This window comes from Marinobacter sp. EVN1, assembly GCF_000475375.1.
Taxonomy (GTDB): domain Bacteria; phylum Pseudomonadota; class Gammaproteobacteria; order Pseudomonadales; family Oleiphilaceae; genus Marinobacter; species Marinobacter nauticus.
In genome coordinates this window covers 216,183-239,552 of sequence record NZ_AXCB01000012.1, presented here as the reverse complement: position 1 = coordinate 239,552, position 23,370 = coordinate 216,183, and the positions used below count along the sequence as shown (strand labels likewise).

The window sequence follows — 23,370 nt, the reverse complement described above, 5'->3', positions numbered from 1 at the left end:
TACTGATGAAAATTCATCACGGGAGGTCAGGGCATGTCAGAAGCGGTTAGCGCAGCACCGGAAACCAGCGATAAAGCTCTGCTGTCCAAAGCCCTGCTGAACGCAGCCAAAGCCTTTGGTTTGCCACAAGCGGAAATCGCGGCCGTGGTTGGCCGCAACCGCACAGGTTTGACCCGTGACGGCATTGACCCGGCCAGTAAGTCCGGTGAACTGGCACTGTTGTTTATCCGGCTATACCGTAGCGTCTATGCACTGACCGGCGGTGAACGGGAGGCCATGACCCATTGGCTGAACACTCCCAACCACTATTTTGATGATACACCCAGACAGATGATCCAGAGCACGGAAGGCCTGGTTCGGGTGGTTCACTACCTGGATGCCATGCGGGGGCGGATTTGAATTATCGGGAACGGATTGCCCAATCCATCGCACCGCTGCAAGGCAGCCTGTTCCGGGTGGTGGAAAGTCAGGAAGACATCGCGACGGCCCGCATCGTAGACAGTATGCAGGAACAGAATCGACTGGAGGAATTGCTGGAAAGCAACAAACCACCGGTGCCCGGCACGGCCCGAAAACGCCATTACCTGCTGACCACCCCGTTCCGCTACCCGCCCCTGAAATACGGCTCACGTTTTGGCCGCAGTTTCGAACCAAGCCTGTTCTACGGAGCCATGGCCATTCCCACCGCCCTGGCGGAAACCGCGTTTTACCGGTTTGTGTTCATGAGCCACCTGAAAATCCCGTTCAAGCGCCCGTTAACCACCTTGCATACGGTTTTCAGCGCCCGATTCCGCACGGAACGAGGTGTCCGGCTACAGTCTGAACACTGGCAGGATCTGCACCTTACGCTGGCAGATCCAGTCAGCTACCGGGAAAGCCAGGCCATGGGTACCGACATGCGTAGCCTGCAAGTCGGCGCCTTCCAGTTTCTCTCAGCCCGCGCTCTGCAGGCAGGCCTCTATGAGCTTCCATTCCATTCGGACAACGGCGTTGAGGGCGTCAATGTGGCCTTGTTTAATGCCAGCGTGTTCCGGGACGCCGCACCCAGAAGTTATCAAAAACTGATTGCCGTGACGTCGCCCAACCAGGTGTCCATGAGCCTGTCGGAACCGGATGGCAGCAAACAGGTTTACGAATTCAGCCTGAACCAGTTTCTGATCGAAGGGGAACTGCCTCAGCCGGCGCCGTAGCTTCTGCCGTTTCTCTCTCCTGATGATCGGCCTGCCAGCCGCCTCCCAGCGCCTTGTACAGATCCACCGCTGCAATCAGCCGATTCAACCGCACCCGGCTCAGCTGCTGGCGGGCGTCAAACACGGTTCGCTGGCTTTCCAGCAAGGTGAGCAAGTCATCTGCCCCTTCCCGGTAACGCACTTCGGTCAACCGCAAAGTCTCTTCCGCCTGAGTCAAAATACTCTGTAACCGCTGCTCCTGGTCCAGGTACAGCGCTTCTCTGTCGAGTGCATCCCCGACTTCCTGGAATGCCGAGAGCAGGCTGGCACGGTAATTCTCCAACAACGCCACCCGCCGGGATTCCGAAATGGCAACATTGTTGCGACGCTGGCCTCCATCAAACAGAGTCTGGCTGAGGGCAATCAGGCCATTGGCGGTTTGCAGTGGGTCCGCCAGGCTTACAAAGCTATTGGTAGAGAGGCGAACCGCGCCACTGAGCGACACCGATGGCATCAAGGCCGCCCTGGCCTGCTCGACGTCAGCACTGGCGGCCATCAGACGCGCTTCCTCTGCCGCCAGGTCGGGTCTTCGGGTCACCAGGCTGGCCGGGGTTTCCGGGTTAATCTCCGGCACTTGAAGCCCCAGTAGCCCAGCCTCCGGAATCTCTTCCGTAAACGGATAATCCCCGGTCAGTAGCCGCAAGGCCGCTAACCGTTGCCGGGCCTGATACTCCAGTGGCGGCACCGCATTCTTCAGGTTCAGAACCGAGGTTTGCTGGCGGGACAGTTCCGAACGATCGGCCACACCGTTGCGATACCGGGCCTCGACCAGGGCCAGTGTCTTTTCCCCCAGTTCCAGATTCCGGCGCGCAATATCCACGCGCTGCTGCAACTCCTGCCACTCAAACCAGGTGGTGGCTACCGAGGCCACCAGCGTCATTCGCGCGGTATCGTAGTCATACCCTGTAGCCTGGAAATCGGCAAGAGCCCCGGCTTCCGCGGTAGACAAGCGCCCCCAGAGATCCAGCTCGTAGTCAAACGACAGCCCCAGGCTGGTCGAACCACTGGTGACACGGTCCTGACCGGAGACCTCGCTTGCCTGCTTTCCCGTACTTCCAGAGGTACCCAGAGACGGCAACAAGGCAGCTCCGGCATTGCGCAACTGCAAGTCTGCCTGAATCACTGCCTGTGCGGTGGCTGCCAGGTCCGGATTATTCAAGAGTGCCCGGTCTACCAAACGGTTCAGCTCTTCATCATCGAAGGTATTCCACCAGCGGTCGCTGACAGCTTCGCTGGAGTCAGTCCCGGTGTGCCATTGGGCTGGCGGATTCAACGGCTGCTCAATAGGTTGCGGCTGAAAGCTCGCGCACCCAGTCAACAACACCGACAACAGTGCAATATGGCGAACGCTCATAACATTACTCCGAGGCCAGGGCATGAACCGGGTCCAGATGGGCGGCCTTGCGGGCGGGCAGAAACCCGAACAGCAGGCCAGTGGCGAAAGCGCAACCGAAGGCCAGAGCCATGGGTAGCAGCGTCATATGTATGGGTGTTCCCAGGGAGCCGATAACCTGGGTTGCGGCAATTCCGATGACAACGCCAATCAACCCGCCAATGGCAGATACCAGCCAGGCCTCAGTCAGAAATTGCTGCAGGATATTCCACGCCCGGGCACCGGTGGCCATGCGAATACCAATCTCACGAGTACGCTCGGTGACACTTACCAACATGATATTCATCACCCCGATGCCACCCACAAGCAGGGAAATAGCCGCAATGGAACCCAGCAGCCAGGTGAGCGTATTCTGGGTTTCCGAAATGGTTTCAATCAGTGAGGCCATGTTGCGGATGGTGAAGTCCTCAATACCGTGTCGGGCCATCAGAGTGTCGTGGATGAGGGCTTCGATCTCATCCATACGATCGATATCGGCCACAGCCACGGTGATGTTGCGCAGGTGCGTCTGCCCGAAGATGCGCAGGCTACCCGTGGTGTAGGGAACAAACACCACATCGTCCTGATCCTGCCCCATGGGCGACGCGCCCTTTTCATCCATAACCCCGATCACCTGAAACAGCACGTTGTTAACCATCAGGTGTTTGCCGAGGGAGCTTTCGTCGGGAAACAGGGCGTTGGCGGTGGTTTTGCCGAGTACCGCCACAGCTGCATAGCTGGCTTCATCCTCGGCGCTGAAGAAGGTGCCTTCAACGACAGGCCACTGGCGGGCAACCGGGAAGCGGAAGGAGGTGGCATTGATCTCGGCCGAGTGATCCCGGTTGGAATAGCGCAGCGTCTGGCCGCCAGTCAGTTCAGGTATTGCTGCAAGAACACCCTCTATCTCATTGATTGCTTTGAAGTCAGATGGTACCAGCGTGGTCACGCTCCAGCGCCCACCCCGCTGATCGGGCCCACCGGGGCGCACCAGCAGCAGATCACTGCCCATGGTGCTGATTCGGTCGACCACATCCTTTCGGGCCCCCTCCCCGATCGCCAGCATGGTGATCACTGAGGCAACCCCGATTACGATGCCAAGCAGGGTCAACGCCGTCCGAAACAGGTTACTGTGCAGGGAACGCACCGCGCTTTTCAGCGCTTCCTGCCAGTCGCCAAGGCGGGAACGGCGACGGCCATTCTGGTCGGTTGCTGGCATCGGGACCGAGGGTACTTCTGCGCCGGTGTCCTCAACAATCTCACCATCGGCAATGCGAATTTGCCGACGAGCCACGGTTGCCACATCGGGGTCGTGGGTGATCAGGATAATGGTGTGGCCCTGCTCAGAAAGATCGGTTAACAGCCGGATCACCTCCTGGCTGCTCTTGCTGTCCAGAGCACCGGTCGGTTCGTCTGCGAAGATCAACTGGCCGCCGTTCATCAGGGCCCGAGCAATAGACACTCGCTGTTGCTGACCACCCGACAACTGTGCCGGCCTGTGCGACAGACGCTCGCCCAGCCCAAGCCCGGTGAGTAACCGTTCTGCCCTTGCGTGCCGCTCGGCCGGCGCCATTCCGGCGTAAATGGCGGGGATCTCCACATTCTCACGGGCAGTCATCCCGGGCAGCAGGTTGTAACTCTGGAATACAAAACCAAAGGCGTCACGCCGAAGCAGTGCCAGTTCGTCCCGGTCCAGGGCGGATACGTCCCTGCCATTGAATCGGTACTGGCCAGCGCTTGGCTGATCCAGACAGCCAAGGATGTTCATCAGGGTAGACTTGCCGGAGCCCGATGGCCCCATAATGGCCACAAACTCACCGGGCCAGATCTTCAGGTCAATGCCCTTGAGTACCGGAACCGCCAGTTCACCCTCACCAAAGGATCGGGTAATGCCTTGAAGCTCAATCAACGGCCGGGGGCTCATCTCAGCATACCCCGAAAGGCAGATCTGCCCTCACCCTGAGCGGCCCGTGGATCACGGTTTGCGAGCACCACCTGATCGCCCTCGCTCACCCCGGACCGCACCTCCACGTATACCCGGTTGCTGATGCCGGTTTCGATGTCCCGAATCTGTGGCTGCCCCTTTGCATCCAGGACCTTGACCTGGTTTCTCGCCACCGCACTGACTGGCACCCGCAATACGTCCAGCGCTTCGTCCTGAATAAAGAACACCTGGGCGGTCATCTGGGGCAGCAACCGTCCCTCCTGGTTATCGACCGTAAACAGGGCGTTGTAGAGCACCACGTTGTTGGTTACTTCGGGAGTTGGCTCAATGTACTGCAACTCTCCGTAGAGCTTATGCTCGGCATCGCCGAGTGTGGTGAAGTACACCCGCATGCCCGGTTGCAGCTTGCCCACGTCGGCCTCGGACACCTGGGCACGCACCCGCATGGTGCTCAGGTTGGCAATGCGCATAAGCAACGGCGCGGTCTGACTGGCGTTCAGGGTTTGTCCCTGGCGGGCTTCAATGGACACCACGGCCCCGTCCATCGGCGCATAGATTCGTGCATAACCCAGATTGGCTTCTTCGGCCCGCAGTGTAGAGGAGGTCTGTTCAATCTGGGCTTCAAGCATGGCCAACTGCGCCCGGGCGGACGCTAACGATGCTTCGGCAGTCTGCAGGGATTCCCGTGTGGTCGCGTCTTCGCGCGAGAGGTTCTGCTGGCGCTGGAACTGGATCTCCGCCAGCCGCAGCTGGGCCTTGCGATCGGCTAACTGGGCCTGCTGGTTCTTCAGCAGGGCGCGGGTGGCATCCACTTTCGCCACATACACGGTAGGGTCGATTTCCGCCAGCAGATCGCCAGTGCTAACGGGTTGGCCCACTCTTACGTGAATCAGCTCCAGCTGACCGGAAACCTGTGCACCCACATCCACATAATTACTCGGTTCAAGCACGCCGGTGGCCGAAACCAGATTCTGGATGTCCCCTCGGCTCACCGCCACGGTATTCAACGCCGGCTCATTGCCGTTACCGTTGCGGGCATACCAATAGGCAGCGAAAGCCAAAGCGCACAGTACAACCAGAAATCCAACCCACTTCAGCCAGCGATGCCCGGCACGGGTAGCAGAGGCCATTCAGATATCTCCACGAGTTCAAATCAGACCGAACCATAGAGAACTGATACGGGAAAAAGAAGCCGGGGACCAGGGTTTTGCGAAACCTTTACACGAACGATCTCAGGCGCAAAGAGGATATATTACAGCCCTCCTGCAGCGAGCTGAATAGCAATCGCAGCCATCATCAGGCCGATAACACCGTCAATCACACGCCACGCCGCAGGCCTGGCCAACCAGGGCGCCAGCCGGGAACCGGCCCAGGCCAGCGCGCCGAACCAGAGCACCGACGCGCTGCTGGCACCCGCCACAAACGTGGCCGGATCCGATTGCTGGGCTCCCACTGCTGGAATTAACAGTAACGTATCCAGGTAAACCTGGGGATTCAGCAAGGTGACAGCCAAGGTTGTCAGGATCACGCCTTTGACGGTGCTGCGCCGAGCTTCCCCTGCCGCCAGTGACGCCCTCCCCTTCAGAACCCGATAGAACGCCTGTCCTGCCAGCAAACCGAGGAACCCAACGCCCAGCCATCTGAGCACGTCCAGCGCCTCGGGCATGGCCATCAGTGCCGCACTCACACCAAACATGCCCAGAGTGAACAGCAGGATATCCGAGGTCATACACAAACCGGCCGACCACCAATGGTGTTCGCGACGAATGGCCTGACTGAGAACGTAGGCATTCTGGGCACCAATAGCCACGATGATGCCGCCACACACAACCAGGCCTGTCAGATAACTCTCAAACACCACGGCACTCCTTATGATTAATGGCGAAAGCCTACCCCGTTACCGCTATACTTGAAATTCATCCTGTTAATACCTGATAAGTTTTTCTTATGCTTGACTACAAATTGCTGGAAGCCCTTGCGGCCGTGGTCGACGCCGGCGGTTTTGACAAAGCCGGCGACATGCTGGGCATCAGCCAGTCCGCCATTTCTCAGCGAATTCGTACACTTGAAGTCAGGCTTGGCCAGCCTGTGCTGGTGCGAAGCCAAAACCCAAGAGCAACGCCCGCAGGCCAGAGATTACTCAATCATGTTCATCAGGTGCGCCTGCTGGAACGCGACCTGACCAGTTCCATTCCCTCCCTGGCCGAACCAGCCACTCGATTCCGCGTCGCGCTCAATGCGGACAGCCTCGCAACCTGGTGGGCCTCTGCCGTCGGCGACTTCTGTACCGAAGAGGGAATACTTCTGGACATGGTGGTAGAAGACCAGGACGTCGGATTGCGGCGCATGCGCGAGGGCGATGTAGCCGCCTGCCTTTGCAGCAGCCCTCAGCCGGTTGCCGGCGCCCGGTGCATACCGCTGGGAGTGATGACGTATCAGCCATTGGCCACACCGGACTATAGCCGCCGCTTTTTTCCGGACGGGCTGAACAACGCGAGCCTGCAATCCGCGCCCGCCATTGTGTTTGGGCCCAACGATCAACTCCAGCATCGGTTCCTGGCCCAGGTGGGCTATCAGGGCAAATTTCCGCACCACCTGTGCCCTTCATCCGAGGGCTTCGTAAAGCTTGCGCTGACCGGCATGGGTTATGGAATGATTCCAGAAATTCAGGCCCGGGAGCATATCGAGGCAAATCGACTGGTTAGTATCTCCCCGGGCAGCGGCCTGGAAGTTCCTCTTTACTGGCACTTCTGGCGTCACGGTGGGGAGCTGATGTCCCGGTTAACGCGCAAACTGCAGGATTCGAGCGAGTTGGTTTGAGTGGTTTCCGGTGATCAGGGTATCTGCCTAGAAAAAATAGCTATGCAAACCATCGAGACAGGAGTACAGTGGCCGTCGTTGGAAAGATTTAGCAAAGCATTCATCAATAAGACGCATCCCTGTTGTTATAAGTAGTGTTCGTCCTGTTTTTGATCACGCCAGTTTTTATGTTTCCGCACACCGCTGACCTGCCCTCACAACGAGACCAGGCAGCACATTAAATGATTGAATTCAGGATAGTAAAATATGTCTACTGTTACCGGTACTGTTAAGTTCTTCAACGAATCCAAAGGCTTCGGCTTTATCACTCGTGAAGGCGGCCCGGACGTTTTCGTTCACTACAGCGCCATTCAGGGCGGCGGCTTCAAGACTCTGGCAGAAGGCCAGCAGGTTGAATTCACCGTGACTCAGGGCCAGAAAGGTCCTCAGGCGGAAAACGTAGTTGGTCTGTAAATAACAGCCCAGTACGATCAAAAAGGCAGCTTCGGCTGCCTTTTTTGTTGCCTGAATTTCCGTGTTAGTCCGTATTCATCCTTATTAGTACCATGGTCGGGCTCACCTTGAGCCACGCTAAGGCCTATAATGCCCGCTCGGGTGAATTCACTCCCCAGGCCCTCGAGGCTCAGCAAACCAGAAAAGGCCCACCATGTTTTCTGAACAGTTCTATTCCGTCCAGGACGGACGTATTGTGATTTCCGCACCCCAGGCCAGCTACTTTGCCAAAGAGATCGCCGGGGACTTCAATCCGATCCACGATCCGGACGCCCGTCGTTTTTGCGTGCCCGGCGACCTGCTGTTCACCATTGTGGTGTCCCGTTTCGGGCTCTCAGAAAATATGACCTTCAAGTTCCGTAACCTGCTTGGTGCCGAGGTTCCTCTTGAGTTCCGCGAAAGCGACAATGGCGAAGCCATCCAAGTTGTCGACGAAGCCGGTAAGGTCTACCTGGAAGTTACCCGTAAAGGCGCGGTAACCCGGGATGAAAAAGTGATTGAAGAGTTCAGTCGGTGCTATGTTGCGGCGTCCGGGAAAAACTTTCCGCACACGCTCAAGCCCTTGATGGAATCACACGGGGTGATGTTCAATCCCGACCGGCCAATGGTGATGTATGAGAGCATGAGCCTGGCTCTCACACAGCTGGAGAATCCTCACCCAGACCTCGAACTGAACAACGCGGATCTGGAAGTTGCGGGTAAACGCGGCAACGTAACGCTTGAATACAACCTGCAGTCTTCCGGCAAAACCGTAGGCGAGGTTGCCAAGCGGCTGGTACTGGGCGGCCTTCGGGAGTACTGCCCTGAGGCCATGGCCGGCATCATCAAGGAATTTTACCGGCTCAAGGCGAGAGGCACCCGCTGGGGGATGGAAAGCGCTGATCAGCCGGCAGGATTATAACGCTCAAACGTTTGCAGGCAGACATCCACAGTTACCGATAACGTTTTCAGCGCCGCAGCCCGTGCCCTGCCTTCCGCACTCGCCCGGTAGAGGTGTGGAGTCATTGCCAATAAATCGGCAATGGGCTCGGCGCCTTCGAGATGCACTGTAAAGCGTAAGTCCTGAGTGCCGATTCGCCGAAATCCCTCCGGTACCGGAGCCACTTTACGGGAGTCTGCGCGAACTTCCGGATAGACAATCTCCCGCAATTCCCTCAGATGATCCTGCCCGGCGTCTACCTGTACCAGTCGCCCACCTGGCCTTAAAACCCGCGCAAACTCCGGATACACCGGAAACCCGAAAAGGCAAAGCACATGGTCGACTGAAGCTGGTAACACCGGCAGATTGGCATTGCTGCCAACCACCCAACCTGCGCGTTTTTCCATGCGCGCCGCCGCCAGCACCGCCCACTTGGAAATGTCCAGTCCGAGCAACGATAGTGAGATTTCGCCCTCCTGGGACGCTAGTTGGCGCAAATAATAGCCCTCACCACAGCCGGCATCCAGGCAACTGAGTTCGCTGCCCGTGGCAGCGTCGTTCAGGATTGCCGCCGACACGGCATCCGCAATCGGGCGATAGTATCCCACCTCCAGAAAGCGCTGGCGCGCGGCCACCATGGCTTTGCTGTCACCGGGTTCTTTCGAGCGCTTTTTCTGAACTGGCAGCAAATTTACGTAGCCCTGGCGGGCAATATCGAAGCTATGGCCCTGTGGACAGCGCCAGACTTTGTCTTCCCGCTGCAGCGGATTGCCGTCGAGCGGACAGGCGAGGGATTCAAAGGGAGTGGTGTTCACTGAGCGTCCAAACGTTGGAAATGCCGGCGTATTCTAACAAGGAATATCCCATCAGGCTCGCAAACGGAGGAATGGCTTCCTATTCTTGTTGTGAACGACTGGAAAGCGCATAGATGCGTTCTCACCCAACCGGGAGGAGTCTCGTCCGTCATGGATAAGAAGAAGGACAGATCGTCGTCATCGTCACAATCGGAGCAAAGTGAACAAAAGTTCCATGAGTTGATTGAGAGCCTGCCGATGGTTGCCGTTCAGGGCTACGACCGGAATCGGAGGGTCATCTACTGGAATGAAGCCAGCACAAGACTATACGGGTACTCCAGAAATGAGGCTCAGGGAAAACGGCTGGAGGACCTGATTATTCCGGAAGCCATGCGCGAAGCCGTTATTGAGGCCCACACCAACTGGCTCGATCACAACATCAGCATTCCCGCAGAAGAACTGGCACTGAAACACAAGGATGGCCACCAGGTTCCCGTTTACTCGAGTCATGTCATGATCAAGCAGGATACCGGCGAGTGCGAAATGTTCTGTATCGACATCAGCCTGGAAGAACAAACGCAAGCCAAGGCAGAACTGGTTCGCCGCGCCAGCTTTGATGATCTTACCGGGTTACCCAACCGACGCCTGATGGAGTCTGAACTTGAAAGCCGGCTGGCCGAGGCAGATCGTTGCAATCGGGAAGTTGCGGTGATCTTCATGGATCTGGACAACTTCAAACTGATTAACGATACGCTCGGCCACTATCAGGGCGACACCCTCCTCAAATCGGTTGCTGACACCTTAAAGCAGGAATTACGACACAGCGATCTGCTCTGCCGTTTCGGAGGCGACGAATTCGTTCTGTTGCTGTTCGATTTTCATGGCCCAGAGGGCATCCATGAATTACTTCAACGGCTGGTCAAGGCACTCGAAAGCAAGGTGCAGCTTCACGGTGATTGCTATCAGGTATCGGCGAGTTTTGGCGTCAGCCTGTACCCACACAATGGCGGCACCGCCGCGGAACTCATGGGCAACGCAGACGCGGCCATGTACCGCGCCAAGGAGATCGGAAAGAATACGGTCTGCTTCTACACCTCTGATATCAACGACCGGCTCGTCAAATACCAACAGATTACGGCCCTGCTCCGACAAGCCCTGACGAATGGCGGATTGGAACTTTACTACCAGCCACAGATAGATCTGAGAACTGGCGGGACCACCTCCTGCGAGGCGCTGTTGCGGTGTTTCGACAAGGCATCAAGCCTTGTCTCGCCGGCGACGTTCATCCCTGTTGCCGAAAAATCGGGGCTTATAAACCGTATCGGTGACTGGGTCATCGATGCCGCATGCAAGCAGCTCAATGCCTGGCAGCGAACTGAGTTCGCGGGCGTGCGCATTGACGTCAATCTGTCCGGTCGCCAACTGACCAATCCACACCTGGCTGACCAGATCCTGGAAACCATCAAACACTATGGTTTGAAACCTGAGCAACTCGGGGTAGAACTCACGGAAAACGAGGTGTTTGGGAGCGAAGAAGACCAAACCAGGCAACTGGAGCGCCTCAAGGCTGCCGGGCTCCATATATCCATTGACGACTTCGGCACCGGATACTCTTCCCTGGTTTATCTTCGGAAGCTCCCGGTATGCAGCATCAAGATCGATCGAAGCTTTCTTCACTATGCCATGGAAAACGAAAGCGACATGGCCATCATGAAAGCCATGGTTACGGTCGGCCAGAGTCTCGGCTTGAGCATTCTTGTAGAAGGTGTAGAGACCGAGCAACAGGCAAAGCTGATACGGGATCTCGGATGCGATTTCGCCCAGGGCTTTCTTTACGCCAAACCAATGCCGGCGAAAGCGGCAGAGGCATTTATGAAGCCCCTGGCTTCACGCAGTTAATGAGCAACAAACATAGCCTGGCGTCCTTGAGGTCAGCCCTTTTGAAGGGATAGGTCTAACACCACCGGAGTACTCTCAGGCATACAACGCTCGTTGCAGGTACTGGCATTAATGAGACGGGTTTCGCCCTGCAGGTACTCACCATAGCCCTCATGAATATGCCCGAAGACATGAGCCTTCAGTATCAGCCGAGGACTACTGCCCAAGATCACAAGACTTTGATATAAGGGAGTAAAAATGGAGGCGCGGGTCGGAATCGAACCGGCGTACACGGAGTTGCAGTCCGCTGCATAACCACTCTGCCACCGCGCCGGGGAAGCCTGGATTCTGGCTTTTGCTCTCAGGAGGCATTGAGAGACTTGGAGAAATTGGAGCGGGAAACGAGATTCGAACTCGCGACCCCAACCTTGGCAAGGTTGTGCTCTACCAACTGAGCTATTCCCGCTCTAATGTTTCGGAAGCATTGCCTCATCAACGGCTGCGTATTCTACGGATTCCGCCTTCGCCGTCAACACCTTTTTTTCAACTTTCTGTTTTTACTGACAATCTGAACAAAGTTTAGCCAGCAACGATTCAGGATCGATCCCCGGCCTGCGCTGTTACGTTACGTGCACCCGCCAGCTGCCCGGCGGAATCGCAGTTCAGATAACTGGATGCCTGGAGCCATTCCTGATCGGGATAGTACTTGAATACCAGTTGCCCGCCCTTGAGTTCGTCCACCACGGTTTTGATGATCTGGTTGTCTACCGCCGGGCAGCCATGACTGCGGCCGATTCTGCCGTATTTTGTGACCCAGCTGTCCTGAACGTAGTCGGCACCATGGATGACAATTGCCCGCTGGCGAGCCAGGTCATTGAAGCCCGGCTCCAGTCCGTCAAGGCGCAACGAATAGCCGTGGGAACCCCGATAGGATTCAGCAGCTTTGAACAAGCCGATGCTGGATTGGTAACTGCCCTCGATATTGGAGAAAGCGGTTGCCTCGGCATTACCGGAGTTTTTACCGTGGGCCACCAGATCACGAAGAATCAACTCGCCTTCATTGAGATCAAACAACCACAGCCTTTCTTTGGAAGACGGCAAAGAGAAGTCGATCACCGCCAGCCTCTCTGGCATGGCCGTGCCATTGCTGATGGCACAACGAGTTGCTTTCAATGCGGCTTCGAGAACCTGTGGGCTCAACTTGGGTGCTGCGGAGGCCAGGCGGCCAAACATATCATCATTACCGGATTGGGCGTGGCCTGCCGCCGATAACCCAAGGGAAAAAAGCGCGCCCGCAAACAGGGCGGAAATCTTTCGTAGTTTGTGATGCTTGGGCATCAAGCTTACCTCTCAACTCGAAGCTGTTTAAATCCGTAGAACAAAAAATGCCCCATTCTACCAATAAAAAATGAGACACCCGTCATCGCCGTACAAAAAATAAACAAGCGGTAATCAAACATACGAATTCCGGGGTGTGGCTCGGGCGTGGTAACATTGGCCTAACTCAACGGGGTGCCTGGAAGGGCTGAGACCATACCCGCGGAACCTGACCCGGTTAATACCGGCGTAGGGATTGAGTCACCACCTTTGGTGGTGTTCGCGGCATGGCACCCCCGCTACTGAACAAGGTGCCGCTGTATGTTTTCACGCTTGATTCCTGCGCTTCTCGCCGTGTCGCTGCCTGCGATGGCCGCTGCCGAAGAACCGGCCGTTCTGAATGTGTATACCCATCCATCCTTTGCCGCCGAGTGGGGCCCGGGGCCCGCTGTTAAAGAGGCGTTTGAAGCCCAATGCGGCTGTTCCCTGAATTACACCGTGCTGGACAGTGGCGGCGATATTCTGCAAAGGCTCCGGCTGGAAGGAAGCTCCACCCCGGCAGATGTGGTTCTGGGGCTGGATACCGGCACCATGGAGACCGCACGTCAAACCGGTCTTCTTGGCCGCCACGGCCAATCACTGGAACGCCTGGCACTGCCCGTTAACTGGGACGACGACACTTTCGTGCCCTATGACTGGGGATATTTTGCCTTTGTCTACGATACCGAGCAGCTGCAAGAACCGCCCTCAAGCCTCGAGGAACTGGTGAAAGCGCCAGACGATCTCAAGATCATTATTCAGGATCCGCGCACCAGCACACCGGGGCTCGGCCTGTTGCTCTGGATGCATACCGTCTATGGTGATGAGGCGCCAGCAAAGTGGCAGCAGCTCAGCAACAAGATTCTCGCCACCACTCAGAGCTGGAGTGACGGTTATTTCTCGCTATTCATGAATGGCGAAGCGCCCATGATCCTCTCTTACAGCACCTCGCCTGCCTATCACATGGCTATCGACAAAACTGACCGTTATCAGGCGGCCCGTTTCAATGAAGGGCATTACCTGCAGGTAGAAGTCGCCGCCCTGGTGGAAAGCTCCGATAACAAGACACTTGCCAGAGAGTTTCTGGACTTCATGCTGACCGCGGACTTCCAGCGTCATATTCCACTGAAGAATGTGATGTATCCGGCGGTTGATCTTGGCGATGAATTGCCAGACGTTTTCGACAAGCTGATTACACCATCCGAAGCCCTGTATATAGACCCCGCGAAAGTTGCCACCATTCGCCGACAGTTGGTGAACGACTGGCTTGATGCACTGACCGACTGAAGTGATGCCAACACACGCGAGAGCCGCCCCCTTCAGCCATCCTGGCTGGCAACTCTGGCCCGGCCTTTTACTCGGCACCGGGCTGTTGCTGCTGGTGGCACTCGGCCTTGGGAGCATCCTTCAGGAGGCCGGCGAGCTGGACATGGGGAGTACGCTGGAAAGCTCCTATTTCCAGAATGTGGTCCGCTTTACCCTTTGGCAGGCCTTTTTATCTGTCCTGTTAAGCCTGGCGCTGGCGCTCCCGGTGGCGACTGCCCTCGCCCGCTACACAGGCTTTCCCGGTCGCAAATTGATTCTCCGGCTGATGGAGTTGAGTCTGGTATTACCCACCATCGTGGCAGTCTCCGGCATCATCGCGGTGTTTGGTCGGCAGGGCTGGTTCACCGGCCTACTTAATATCTGGCTTCCTGGAAATGGGTGGAATCTTTATGGGCTGAGCGGCATTCTGCTCGCCCACGCGTTCTTCAATGCGCCATTGGCGGCCCGAATCCTGTTGCAGGCGCTGGATTCCATACCCGCGCCGCGAATGCGAACCGCCTCTCAACTTGGGCTCGGAGGCTGGTGGCTATGGCGTGCGGTGCACTGGCCCGCCATCAAACCGGTACTGCCCGGCGTGGCGGCACTGGTGTTCACGCTCTGCTTCACCAGTTTTGCCATCATCATGACGCTGGGCGGAGGGCCAGGAACAACCACCCTGGAAGTCGCCATCTACCAGGCCCTGCGCTTCGAATTCGATTTCGCCCGTGCCGCACTGTTTGCCATTCTTCAGTTAGCTATTTGCGGCAGCCTCTGGTGGCTGGTTTTCCGGAAGCGTCTGGACACCGCTGTACTGCCAAACCGCCGGTTATCACGCCCGGCCCCCCTGTTTGCACGGCCCTGGCAAGGGTTTTCAGCGGGTCTGCTGTTGCTGATTTTCACGGCCTTTCTGGTCTCGCCACTGCTGGCCATCATCCTGCGCGGTTTGCCGGCGTTATGGCCAATGGCGGATGCTCCTTCTTCTTACCAGCAGCTCTTGCCAGCCACCGCCCGCAGCCTGTTAATTGCGATTCCAGCCGGGCTCGGCTCGGTGCTCGTTGCATTGCTAACTCTGGCAGCCGCCAACCGGGCTCGTCGGCGCTGGCTGGCCATAGTGCCGGCTGTCACCGGCTATCTCCCCTTGATCGTCCCACCTCTGGTACTGGGAACCGGGCTTTTTATTCTGTTAAGGCCGCAATTGGGAAATACCATGCAGGGCTGGTTCCTGGTGGCGCTGATCAACGGGCTGATGGCCGTGCCGTTTGTACTACAGATACTGCGCGGACCTCTCGCAAGCCTGGATGCCGGATCACTCCAACAGGCAGACCAACTGGGCATCCTGGGCTGGTATCGATGGCGATGGCTGTATTGGCCGCATCTGCGCCGCCCAGTTGCTCTAGCCCTGGCGTATGGTGTTGCGTTATCTCTGGGTGACTTTGGGGTTATCGCCCTGTTCGGCAGCCCGGGCAAACCTACCCTCCCGGTTTTGCTTTACCAGCAACTGGGTAGTTACCGATTAGCGGAAGCCGCAGGTACCGGACTCTGGCTGTTGGGGCTACTGGTACTGATTTTTGTGTCGCTCTCCCGTGTTCCCGGCATTAAGTCCAGAACAACTTCCGCTGCAAGCCAACCACTGCCGGAACCTGAACATGCTTGAGATCAAAGATCTGGCCTTCGAGTATGGCCCTGATGGCCATCTCTGGCGCTTTAATTTTGCCGTGCCTGCCGGCGAATGTCTGGCCATCCAGGGCCCCAGCGGTTCCGGCAAATCAACACTGCTCAGTCTGATTGCAGGTTTTCTCCCTCCAGACGAAGGCCGTATTCTCTGGATGGGCAAGCCAATTCATGCGCTAAAGCCCTGGCAACGCCCGGTCACCAGCGTTTTCCAGGAACACAACCTGTTCGAACATCTGGATGTCTTTACCAATATTGGCCTTGGCATTCACCCCGGCCTCAAGTTGGATGAAAGCCAACGCCAAGCCATTGAAGCCGGACTGGAACGCACCGGATTGGCGGGTTTTGGCCCCAGAATGCCTGGCGAGCTTTCCGGTGGCCAGCGCCAGCGCGTTGCCCTGCTGCGTGCCATCCTGCGGCGCCAACCATTGCTGCTGCTGGATGAACCCATGACGGGCCTGGACACCGAGACCCGGAAGATCCTGTACGCCATGCTGCTGGAAGAGAAAGCCCGGGGCATCACCATGCTACTGGCCAGTCACGATGAAGAAGAACGCAGAATACTGGCAGATAGCCACTGGAATCTTTAAGCTTTCAGAGAACTCAAACAGGGACTCCGTGACTCCGTGGCAAATGAACCAGGCCTCTCTCAGCCACTTGGCGCCCACACTCCCGGTAACGCCGAACTCGGTGGTCATACGCTGACGTTCTCCGGCGACTGGATACTACCCCACTATTCGGCCCTGAATCGGCAAACAACTGCCCTGAAACCTCGCGCAGCCGGCTGTAACCCGGATTTTTCCGGCCTGGGCCGACTGGACACCGCCGGCGCCTCGTTGATGGTGAAATTACTGGGCAGCGACGCTCTGATCAGCGCTCTGGAACGAGCCGAATTGCCGGATGAACAGCGTGCCCTGATACAGGCGGTTGCTGAAGCCATGAACCAGCCGTCGGCGGAGGTCGCAACCGTTAACCCGGTCGTGGCGTTCCTGGCAGAAACAGGGAAAAAGATAACCTCCCTGGGGCAGCTTATCTGGTTGTTGGCCGGGTTCATTGGCCAGACGCTGGGCACCCTGTTCTACATTCTGCCCCGGCCTAATCGCTGGCGTATGACCCCCTTTGTAGCGGCACTGCATGACACCGGCCTGAATGCCCTGCCCATTGTTGCCTTGCTCACCTTTCTGGTTGGGGCCGTGGTAGCGTTTCTCGGCGCGACGGTTCTTGAGGACTTTGGTGCGACTATTTACACCGTGGATCTGGTGGCGTTCTCGTTCCTGCGGGAGTTCGGGGTACTTCTGGCAGCCATCCTGCTGGCCGGCCGAACCGCCAGTGCATTCACCGCACAGATTGGCGCCATGAAGGTCAATGAAGAACTCGACGCCATTCGCACCCTGGGGCTCAATCCGGTGGAACTGTTGGTGGTTCCCCGGGTATTGGCGATGATGTTCAGCCTCCCCATTCTCACTTTTATTGGCATGATTTCGGGCATGGTCGGCGGGGCCATGGTCTGCGCTCTGGCACTGGACATTCCACCCAGTCAGTTCATAGCCATTGTCGAACGGGACATTGCCCTGAAGCACTTCCTGGTCGGCCTTGGCAAGGCGCCGGTGTTCGCGTTTCTGATTGCCGTCATCGGTTGCCTGGAAGGCTTCAAAGTCGCAGGCAGCGCACAGTCTGTCGGGGAACACACCACCTCCAGCGTGGTGCAGTCTATCTTTATGGTGATACTGCTGGATTCCGTGGCAGCGCTGTTTTTCATGGAAATGGGTTGGTAAGGCATGGCAGATCATCCGGTCATACAGGTACGCGCACTCGACAACCGGTTCGGCAGCCACATCGTTCATGAGAAACTCGATCTTGATCTGTACCCCAGGGAGATTCTTGGGGTGGTCGGCGGCTCCGGCACCGGCAAATCCGTTCTGTTGCGCAGCATTGTTGGCCTGAACCCGCCATCCGGCGGACATATCACCGTGTTCGGTGAAGATCTTACGGAACTATCCGCCACGGAGCGCTCCCGCAATGAGCAGCGTTTCGGGGTTCTGTTTCAGGGCGGCGCCTTGTTCACCTCGCTGAACCTTGAGCAGAACATCGCGCTGCCGCTGATTGAACATGCCCGGCTGTCGCGGGCCGAGGCGGAAGAACTTGCCCGTATGAAACTGGCCTTGACCGGCCTGCCACCAGAGGCCGCCACGAAGTACCCGGCCGAACTCTCCGGCGGTATGGTCAAGCGGGCGGCACTGGCCAGGGCACTGGCGCTGGACCCGGAAATCCTGTTTCTGGACGAGCCAACCGCCGGTCTGGACCCGATTGGCGCGGCCGCCTTTGACGAACTGATTGTGACCCTTCGCAACGCACTGGGCCTGACGGTGTTTCTTGTTACCCACGATCTGGATACCCTGTACACCACCTGCGACCGTGTCGCGGTTCTGTCTCAACGCAAGGTACTGGTTGCCGATACCCTGGAAAAGGTGGCACAAACCGACGACCGCTGGATCCAGGATTACTTCCATGGCCCCCGTGGCCGCGCGGCGATTACCGCCCACCACAGGCTAACCGAACAGGAGCCCGGTTAATGGAGCCAAAGGCCCATCACGTTATCATCGGATTCTTTACCCTCGCGGCAGTCAGCGCTGCCTTGCTGTTTGCCTTGTGGCTGGGCAAATCGTCTACCGACACCAACTGGGCTTATTACCGAATCGGGTTTGACCACCCCGTTGGCGGGCTGGCCAAGGGTAACCCGGTACTCTACACCGGCGTTCCGGTGGGCGACGTGCTTGATCTTACCCTGGCGCCGGACAACCCTGCCCATGTGCGGGTACTGGTGCGGGTGAACCAGGACATTCCGGTACGGGAGAATACCCGCGCAGGCCTGGTGCTGGCGAACATTACTGGTAGCATGAGCATACAGTTTACCGGAGGCACAACAGACAGCCCCATTCTCGAAGGCCACAAAGACAACCCACCGCTGATTGCCGCCGAGCCTTCCGCCTTCAGTAACCTGCTGACCAACGGCGAAGCCATGCTCGGTAAAGCCGAACAGTTGCTGGAGAGTGCCAACCAGCTGATGTCCGAGAACAACCTGAGCAACATTACCGAAATTCTTGAAAACACCCGCCAGGCCAGTGAATCCCTGTTGGCCAGCCGGGACGAGCTGGAAGCGCTGATGGCCCGGTTCGACGCGGCCGGAATACGCGCCGAAGAAGCTGCTATCAAGGTGTCTGCCGCAGCAGACAGGTCCCGAGAGGTACTGGATGAGCGGGTAGAACCGGTTCTCCTGGCCATGTCCAGGGCGCTGACTACCCTTCAGCCTACTCTGGACCGGCTGGACACCCTGACCAGCGATAATGAACTGGCGCTGGACGCCGGCCTTCAGGGTCTGGGAGAAATTACCCCGGCACTGCGGGAACTGCGCAGCACCTTGCGCAATCTGAACTCGTTTACGCGCAGGCTGGAACAGGACCCCACCGGAACCTTGTGGGGCGGCGCCGGCATCAAGGAGTACGAACAATGAAAGTAGTATTCGCTCTTGCCTTGAGCCTGATTCTGGCCGGCTGCACGGTATTCCCGGTACCCGAATCCCCACGTTTGATGGAGCTGGCACCAGCGAACGACTTGCCAGCATTTGATCAGGCGCTGCCCGCCAGCCTTCGGGTGGATACGCCACTGGCATCTGACCCACTGGACAGCACTCGTATTCTGATCAAACCGTCAGCTTACGAATACCGGGCCCTGGCAGGCGCCCGATGGCGAGAGAGCATTCCCGTGGTCGTTCGCGATCATCTGCTGGAGACTCTCCGGGCAAGCGGCGCGTTCGCAAATGTGATGACCGACACCAGCCCGGCAACGTCGCAGTTAACCCTGGTCTCCGAGCTGACCGGATTTCATGCTGAGAATGATGAAACTGGCACACGGGTGGTGATCAGGCTGCATCAGCAACTCATGGATAATCGCACCAGACGGAGCTTGTGTGTGAGGAGTTATGAAGCCAGTGCGAACGCACAAAGCACCGCGCTGGGGGAGTTGATGGAGGCCTTCAGTAATGCCAGTGCACATTCATCCGTGACCACAGTCACCTGGGCACACCAGTGTATGGCCCAGGAACCTCCGGCCAATTAACCTGCCTCTTTCGGAAACAAGTCAGCCCAGGCGGCACGAAGGTAGAGAATCATGGACCACAGGGTCAGCACTGCTGCGATGTATAGCAGACCGATGGCCACATAAGCCCAGAAATTACCCGGCGGAAACGCCAGCAACCCGACAATGGCCGCCATCTGAGCTGTTGTCTTGATCTTGCCGATATAGGAAACGGCGACACTGGCGCGACTGCCCATTTCGGCCATCCATTCACGCAGCGCGGAGATAACGATTTCACGGCCGATAATCACGGTGGCGGGAATAGTCAGCAGTACCGCCGAATACTCTTCGATCAGGACCGCCAGCGCTACTGCCACCATGAGTTTGTCGGCCACCGGATCGAGGAAGGCTCCGAACGGCGTACTCTGGTTCAGCTTGCGGGCCAGGTAGCCATCCAGCCAGTCCGTCAGGCCTGCCAGTGCAAATATGATGGCGCTGACCAGGTAGCTCCACTGCATGGGCAGGTAAAAGATCACCACAAATACCGGAATCATCACGATACGGGACATGGTCAGTATGTTCGGTAAATTCATGGTGTTCCTATTGGTCATGCAATGCTGCGTAAATGGTCTCTGCCAGTGTTTTGCTGATGCCCTGCACTTTCGCCATTTCATCAACACTGGCTTTTCTGAGTTCCTGGATACCACCGAAATAGCGAATCAGTTCGCGCCGCCGCTTGGGACCAACCCCTTCGATGCCTTCCAGTGTCGACTGGCGCCGCTTTTTATCTCGCCCGGCCCGGTGTCCGGAAATGGCAAAGCGGTGGGATTCGTCCCGGATATGCTGAATCAGGTGCAGCGCCGGAGAATCCGCGGGTACCCTGAAGACGGCCCCTGTTAAAGCATCGATCAGCTGCTCCATCCCTGCTCGCCGGGTCACACCCTTGGCGACACCAATCAGGGGGATGTCTGAAATTCCAAGCTCTTCAAACACTTCGCGGGCAATGTTCAACTGGCCCTTACCGCCGTCGATAAACACCAGATCCGGCCGCTTGCCTTCGCCATTCACCATCCGCCGATAACGGCGAGTGAGCACCTGTCGCATGGCGGCATAGTCATCGCCGGCGGTTATGTCCTGAATGTTATATAGCCGGTAATCACTTTTCAGTGGCCCATTCTCGTCGAAAACCACACAGGATGCGACGGTATTTTCCCCATGACTGTGGCTGATATCGAAGCATTCCATGCGGGAAGGCGTTTCCGTCAGCTCCAACAGGTCGCGCAGGGCCAGCAACCGACGATACACAGTTTCTTTGCTGGCGAGATGTGTCAGCAGGGTTTGCCGGGCATTGGTCATCGCCAGTTCCAGCCAACGCCGGCGCTCGCCGCGTACATTGCCACGGATTCGGGTTTCCCGACGAGCAGCCTCTGACAGGGCCAGGGACAACAATTCCTGCCCTTCTACCGCCACCGGCACGAGGATGTCGCGAGGAATCTCCCGGCGGGTGTCGCCACCGAAATAGTACTGGCCCAGAAACGAGGCCAGCAATTCGCCTTCGGTCTGTTCCAGGGAATAGCGCGGGAAGTAATCCTTGGTACCCAGCACCCGCCCGCCACGAACAATGATGACCACGATGCAGACCACCCCGGCATCCTGGGCAATAGCGATCACATCTGCATCACCGCCCTCTCCGTCTACGGATTGCTGCTCCTGAACATGGCGAAGGTTGTTGATCTGGTCTCTGTACGCCGCAGCTTTCTCGAATTCCAGCTCCCGTGACGCACTCTCCATGGACTGCATCAGATCCTGAATAATCGCCGGGTTCTTGCCCTCCAGAAACATGCTGGCGTGCCGGATATCCTCCTGGTATTCCTCAGGGCTGATAAAGCCGACGCAAGGCGCCGTGCAGCGGTTGATCTGGTACTGCAGGCATGGCCGGGTTCTGTTTCTAAAATAGCTTTCACTACAGGATCTTATGCGGAAAACCTTTTGTAGAATATTAAGACTTTCCTTGACCGCTCCCGAGCTTGGAAAGGGCCCGAACCAGATGCCACCACCCTTTTTGGTGCGGCCCCGCCGAAAGGTCAGCGAGGGATAATCCGAATGCGAGGAGAGATAGATATAGGGATAGGACTTATCGTCCCTCAACAGAATATTGTAGGGCGGCCGCAGCGATTTGATCAGATTCTGTTCCAACAGCAACGCTTCTGTTTCACTGCCGGTAATAGTGACTTCAATGGCCGCAATCTTGCCCACCAGGGCTTCGGTTTTAGGGGCCAGGCCTGATTTACGGAAATAACTGCTGACGCGCTTGCGAAGGTTGCGGGCTTTACCCACGTAGAGGATGCCACCGGTATCGTCATACATACGGTAGACACCGGGGCGTTCTGTCAGTTGTTTCAGGAAATTCTGGCTGTCGAACTTCCCGGGAGATTGCTCGGGATCAGACCTTGTCGGCATCCAGCAATCCAAGCCTTACTGCCATCAGTGCCAGTTCCACATCACTGGAAATCTCCAGCTTTTCGAAAATCCGGTAACGGTAACTGTTTACGGTTTTCGGGCTCAGGCACAGCTTGTCGGAGATATCCTGAACCTTCTGGCAATCCACCACCATCATGGCAATCTGCATTTCGCGCTCAGACAGGCGCTCGAACAACGACAGCTCGCCGTCTTCATCCCGCTCACCCCCGAGCTGTTTCAGTGCCATTTTCTGGGCAATTTCGGGGCTGATGTAGCGCTGGCCGGAATGGGCTTTACGAATGGCCCGCACCATTTCCTGAATGTCAGCGCCTTTGGTGACATACGCGGTGGCGCCGCTCTGCATCACACGGGCCGGATAGGGGTCGTCAGCACAGGCGGTAACCACGATAACGCGAATGGAATCATCAATACGAAGAATGCGCCGGGTCGCCTCCAGGCCGCCAATACCGGGCATGCGAATATCCATCAGGACAATATCCGGACGGTTTTCACGCACACAGTCAATCGCCTCTTCGCCAGACGAAGCCTGGCCAATGACGTCTATATCGGGATTGTCAGCCAGCATGCGAGTGATACCCGAGCGTACGAGCTCGTGGTCATCAACAACCAATACCCTGATCAAAACTCACCTCGCCGTCAGGTATGAGGAAACAGGCCGATTGTAACGGTTAGCAGCGTCAGCCGGTAGGCGGCATGAAAAAAACTGCCAAAATGGGCACCTTGATCACAGACTATTGCCGGAAGGGGAGCCCAGGCCGGCGGTGTTTTCAACCGGATCGAACCAGACCACCAGTTCTCCCCTACGCACAGCTTCAAGTACGCGCTCCCGCTCTGCCAGAGGACTTTCGGTGTCATTCAACCCGTGATAACGGGTGCAGTATTCCTCGGCCAGGCCCTCGAGCTGATCAGCCGTAAGCAAACCCGTGTCTACTACAAATTTTTCTTCTCGCGGGTCCGGATCGGAAGGCTGCACTGCATCGTTACTCATAGAACCTCCAGTCAGTCGCTGTATGTTACGGTTTTATGAGCCAGACAAG

Annotated in this window: 23 protein-coding genes, 2 tRNA genes and 1 riboswitch; of the genes, 13 read left to right on the top strand and 12 right to left on the bottom strand. The window is 57.3% G+C overall.

The genetic code is table 11. The features are described from left to right. The first annotated feature begins 33 nt into the window (after positions 1-33). Positions 34-399: an MbcA/ParS/Xre antitoxin family protein gene (locus Q674_RS26185; RefSeq protein ID WP_023008273.1), complete on the top strand. Its 366-nt coding sequence runs from the start codon at positions 34-36 to the stop codon at positions 397-399. Beyond that, positions 396-1,190, top strand: coding sequence for an RES family NAD+ phosphorylase (locus tag Q674_RS26180; RefSeq protein ID WP_023008272.1), 795 nt, complete (start codon positions 396-398; stop codon positions 1,188-1,190). Before Q674_RS26185 ends, Q674_RS26180 begins: the two co-directional genes overlap by 4 nt. Here the strand turns inward: Q674_RS26180 and Q674_RS26175 are convergent. From Q674_RS26175 to Q674_RS26160, 4 genes are all read right to left on the bottom strand, one after another. Beyond that, entirely contained in the window at positions 1,138-2,583 is a 1,446-nt protein-coding gene (locus tag Q674_RS26175) for an efflux transporter outer membrane subunit (RefSeq protein WP_023008271.1), read from the bottom strand. The two genes, Q674_RS26180 and Q674_RS26175, sit on opposite strands and share 53 nt — an antisense overlap. 4 nt (positions 2,584-2,587) lie before the next feature. Next, positions 2,588-4,522, bottom strand: coding sequence for a MacB family efflux pump subunit (locus Q674_RS26170; protein ID WP_023008270.1), 1,935 nt, complete (start codon positions 4,520-4,522; stop codon positions 2,588-2,590). Beyond that, positions 4,519-5,673: an efflux RND transporter periplasmic adaptor subunit gene (locus Q674_RS26165; RefSeq protein ID WP_023008269.1), complete on the bottom strand. Its 1,155-nt coding sequence runs from the start codon at positions 5,671-5,673 to the stop codon at positions 4,519-4,521. The genes Q674_RS26170 and Q674_RS26165 overlap by 4 nt, the downstream gene beginning before the upstream one ends. A 122-nt stretch (positions 5,674-5,795) precedes the next feature. Further along, positions 5,796-6,401: a LysE/ArgO family amino acid transporter gene (locus tag Q674_RS26160; protein ID WP_023008268.1), complete on the bottom strand. Its 606-nt coding sequence runs from the start codon at positions 6,399-6,401 to the stop codon at positions 5,796-5,798. Between the two features lie 89 nt (positions 6,402-6,490). Here Q674_RS26160 and Q674_RS26155 point away from each other — a divergent pair, with 89 nt between their 5' ends. The 3 genes from Q674_RS26155 (at position 6,491) to Q674_RS26145 (ending at position 8,756) form a co-directional block, all read left to right on the top strand. Then, complete coding sequence (locus Q674_RS26155) at positions 6,491-7,363, top strand: LysR family transcriptional regulator ArgP (protein WP_023008267.1); 873 nt, start codon at positions 6,491-6,493, stop codon at positions 7,361-7,363. 246 nt (positions 7,364-7,609) lie between these two features. Next, positions 7,610-7,816, top strand: a complete 207-nt coding sequence (locus Q674_RS26150) for a cold-shock protein (RefSeq protein ID WP_011784828.1) — start codon at positions 7,610-7,612, stop codon at positions 7,814-7,816. A gap of 193 nt (positions 7,817-8,009) precedes the next feature. Then, complete coding sequence (locus Q674_RS26145; protein ID WP_023008266.1) at positions 8,010-8,756, top strand: DUF3581 family protein; 747 nt, start codon at positions 8,010-8,012, stop codon at positions 8,754-8,756. Here the strand turns inward: Q674_RS26145 and Q674_RS26140 are convergent. Continuing rightward, on the bottom strand, positions 8,738-9,589 hold the full coding sequence (locus Q674_RS26140) for a putative RNA methyltransferase (RefSeq protein ID WP_023008265.1): 852 nt from the start codon (positions 9,587-9,589) through the stop codon (positions 8,738-8,740). The genes Q674_RS26145 and Q674_RS26140 overlap by 19 nt on opposite strands. A 150-nt stretch (positions 9,590-9,739) precedes the next feature. Between Q674_RS26140 and Q674_RS26135 the strand changes: the two genes are divergently transcribed. Then, on the top strand, positions 9,740-11,467 hold the full coding sequence (locus Q674_RS26135) for a putative bifunctional diguanylate cyclase/phosphodiesterase (RefSeq protein WP_023008264.1): 1,728 nt from the start codon (positions 9,740-9,742) through the stop codon (positions 11,465-11,467). Between the two features lie 238 nt (positions 11,468-11,705). On the opposite strand, the gene Q674_RS26130 is transcribed toward Q674_RS26135, so the two are convergent. The 3 genes from Q674_RS26130 to Q674_RS26120 all read right to left on the bottom strand — a co-directional run bounded on the left by Q674_RS26130 (position 11,706) and on the right by Q674_RS26120 (position 12,784). Continuing rightward, positions 11,706-11,779, bottom strand: a tRNA-Cys gene (locus Q674_RS26130). 57 nt (positions 11,780-11,836) lie between these two features. Further along, a tRNA-Gly gene (locus Q674_RS26125) sits at positions 11,837-11,912 on the bottom strand. Between the two features lie 128 nt (positions 11,913-12,040). Then, positions 12,041-12,784, bottom strand: a complete 744-nt coding sequence (locus tag Q674_RS26120) for a murein L,D-transpeptidase catalytic domain family protein (RefSeq protein WP_023008263.1) — start codon at positions 12,782-12,784, stop codon at positions 12,041-12,043. A 160-nt stretch (positions 12,785-12,944) separates the two neighbouring features. After that, positions 12,945-13,036: riboswitch (TPP riboswitch) on the top strand. Between the two features lie 48 nt (positions 13,037-13,084). Between Q674_RS26120 and thiB the strand changes: the two genes are divergently transcribed. Genes thiB through Q674_RS26085 form a run of 7 tightly spaced genes read left to right on the top strand, consistent with a single transcriptional unit; the run spans position 13,085 to position 19,894 of the window. Next, positions 13,085-14,089: a thiamine ABC transporter substrate binding subunit gene (thiB, locus tag Q674_RS26115; protein ID WP_023008261.1), complete on the top strand. Its 1,005-nt coding sequence runs from the start codon at positions 13,085-13,087 to the stop codon at positions 14,087-14,089. Between the two features lie 4 nt (positions 14,090-14,093). Next, positions 14,094-15,761, top strand: coding sequence for a thiamine/thiamine pyrophosphate ABC transporter permease (gene thiP / locus Q674_RS26110; protein WP_023008260.1), 1,668 nt, complete (start codon positions 14,094-14,096; stop codon positions 15,759-15,761). Further along, positions 15,754-16,368, top strand: a complete 615-nt coding sequence (locus Q674_RS26105) for an ATP-binding cassette domain-containing protein (RefSeq protein ID WP_023008259.1) — start codon at positions 15,754-15,756, stop codon at positions 16,366-16,368. The genes thiP and Q674_RS26105 overlap by 8 nt, the downstream gene beginning before the upstream one ends. A 36-nt stretch (positions 16,369-16,404) precedes the next feature. Further along, positions 16,405-17,553 (top strand): MlaE family ABC transporter permease, encoded by a 1,149-nt coding sequence (locus Q674_RS26100; protein WP_023008258.1) that lies wholly within the window; start codon positions 16,405-16,407, stop codon positions 17,551-17,553. 3 nt (positions 17,554-17,556) lie between these two features. Beyond that, positions 17,557-18,351, top strand: a complete 795-nt coding sequence (locus Q674_RS26095; RefSeq protein WP_023008257.1) for an ABC transporter ATP-binding protein — start codon at positions 17,557-17,559, stop codon at positions 18,349-18,351. Beyond that, the gene (locus tag Q674_RS26090; protein ID WP_023008256.1) at positions 18,351-19,289 is read left to right on the top strand and encodes an MlaD family protein; all 939 of its coding nucleotides are present in this window, start codon (positions 18,351-18,353) and stop codon (positions 19,287-19,289) included. Before Q674_RS26095 ends, Q674_RS26090 begins: the two co-directional genes overlap by 1 nt. Continuing rightward, on the top strand, positions 19,286-19,894 hold the full coding sequence (locus Q674_RS26085; RefSeq protein WP_023008255.1) for an ABC-type transport auxiliary lipoprotein family protein: 609 nt from the start codon (positions 19,286-19,288) through the stop codon (positions 19,892-19,894). Before Q674_RS26090 ends, Q674_RS26085 begins: the two co-directional genes overlap by 4 nt. Here Q674_RS26085 and pgsA read toward each other — a convergent pair. The 4 genes from pgsA to Q674_RS26065 form a co-directional block, all read right to left on the bottom strand. Then, positions 19,891-20,445 (bottom strand): CDP-diacylglycerol--glycerol-3-phosphate 3-phosphatidyltransferase, encoded by a 555-nt coding sequence (pgsA, locus tag Q674_RS26080; protein WP_011784701.1) that lies wholly within the window; start codon positions 20,443-20,445, stop codon positions 19,891-19,893. The genes Q674_RS26085 and pgsA overlap by 4 nt on opposite strands. A 7-nt stretch (positions 20,446-20,452) precedes the next feature. Next, positions 20,453-22,312, bottom strand: coding sequence for an excinuclease ABC subunit UvrC (gene uvrC, locus Q674_RS26075; RefSeq protein WP_031209848.1), 1,860 nt, complete (start codon positions 22,310-22,312; stop codon positions 20,453-20,455). Then, on the bottom strand, positions 22,296-22,955 hold the full coding sequence (gene uvrY / locus Q674_RS26070; protein ID WP_011784699.1) for a UvrY/SirA/GacA family response regulator transcription factor: 660 nt from the start codon (positions 22,953-22,955) through the stop codon (positions 22,296-22,298). Before uvrY ends, uvrC begins: the two co-directional genes overlap by 17 nt. A gap of 102 nt (positions 22,956-23,057) precedes the next feature. Further along, entirely contained in the window at positions 23,058-23,321 is a 264-nt protein-coding gene (locus tag Q674_RS26065) for a hypothetical protein (protein WP_014421676.1), read from the bottom strand. Between the last annotated feature and the right edge of the window lie 49 nt (positions 23,322-23,370).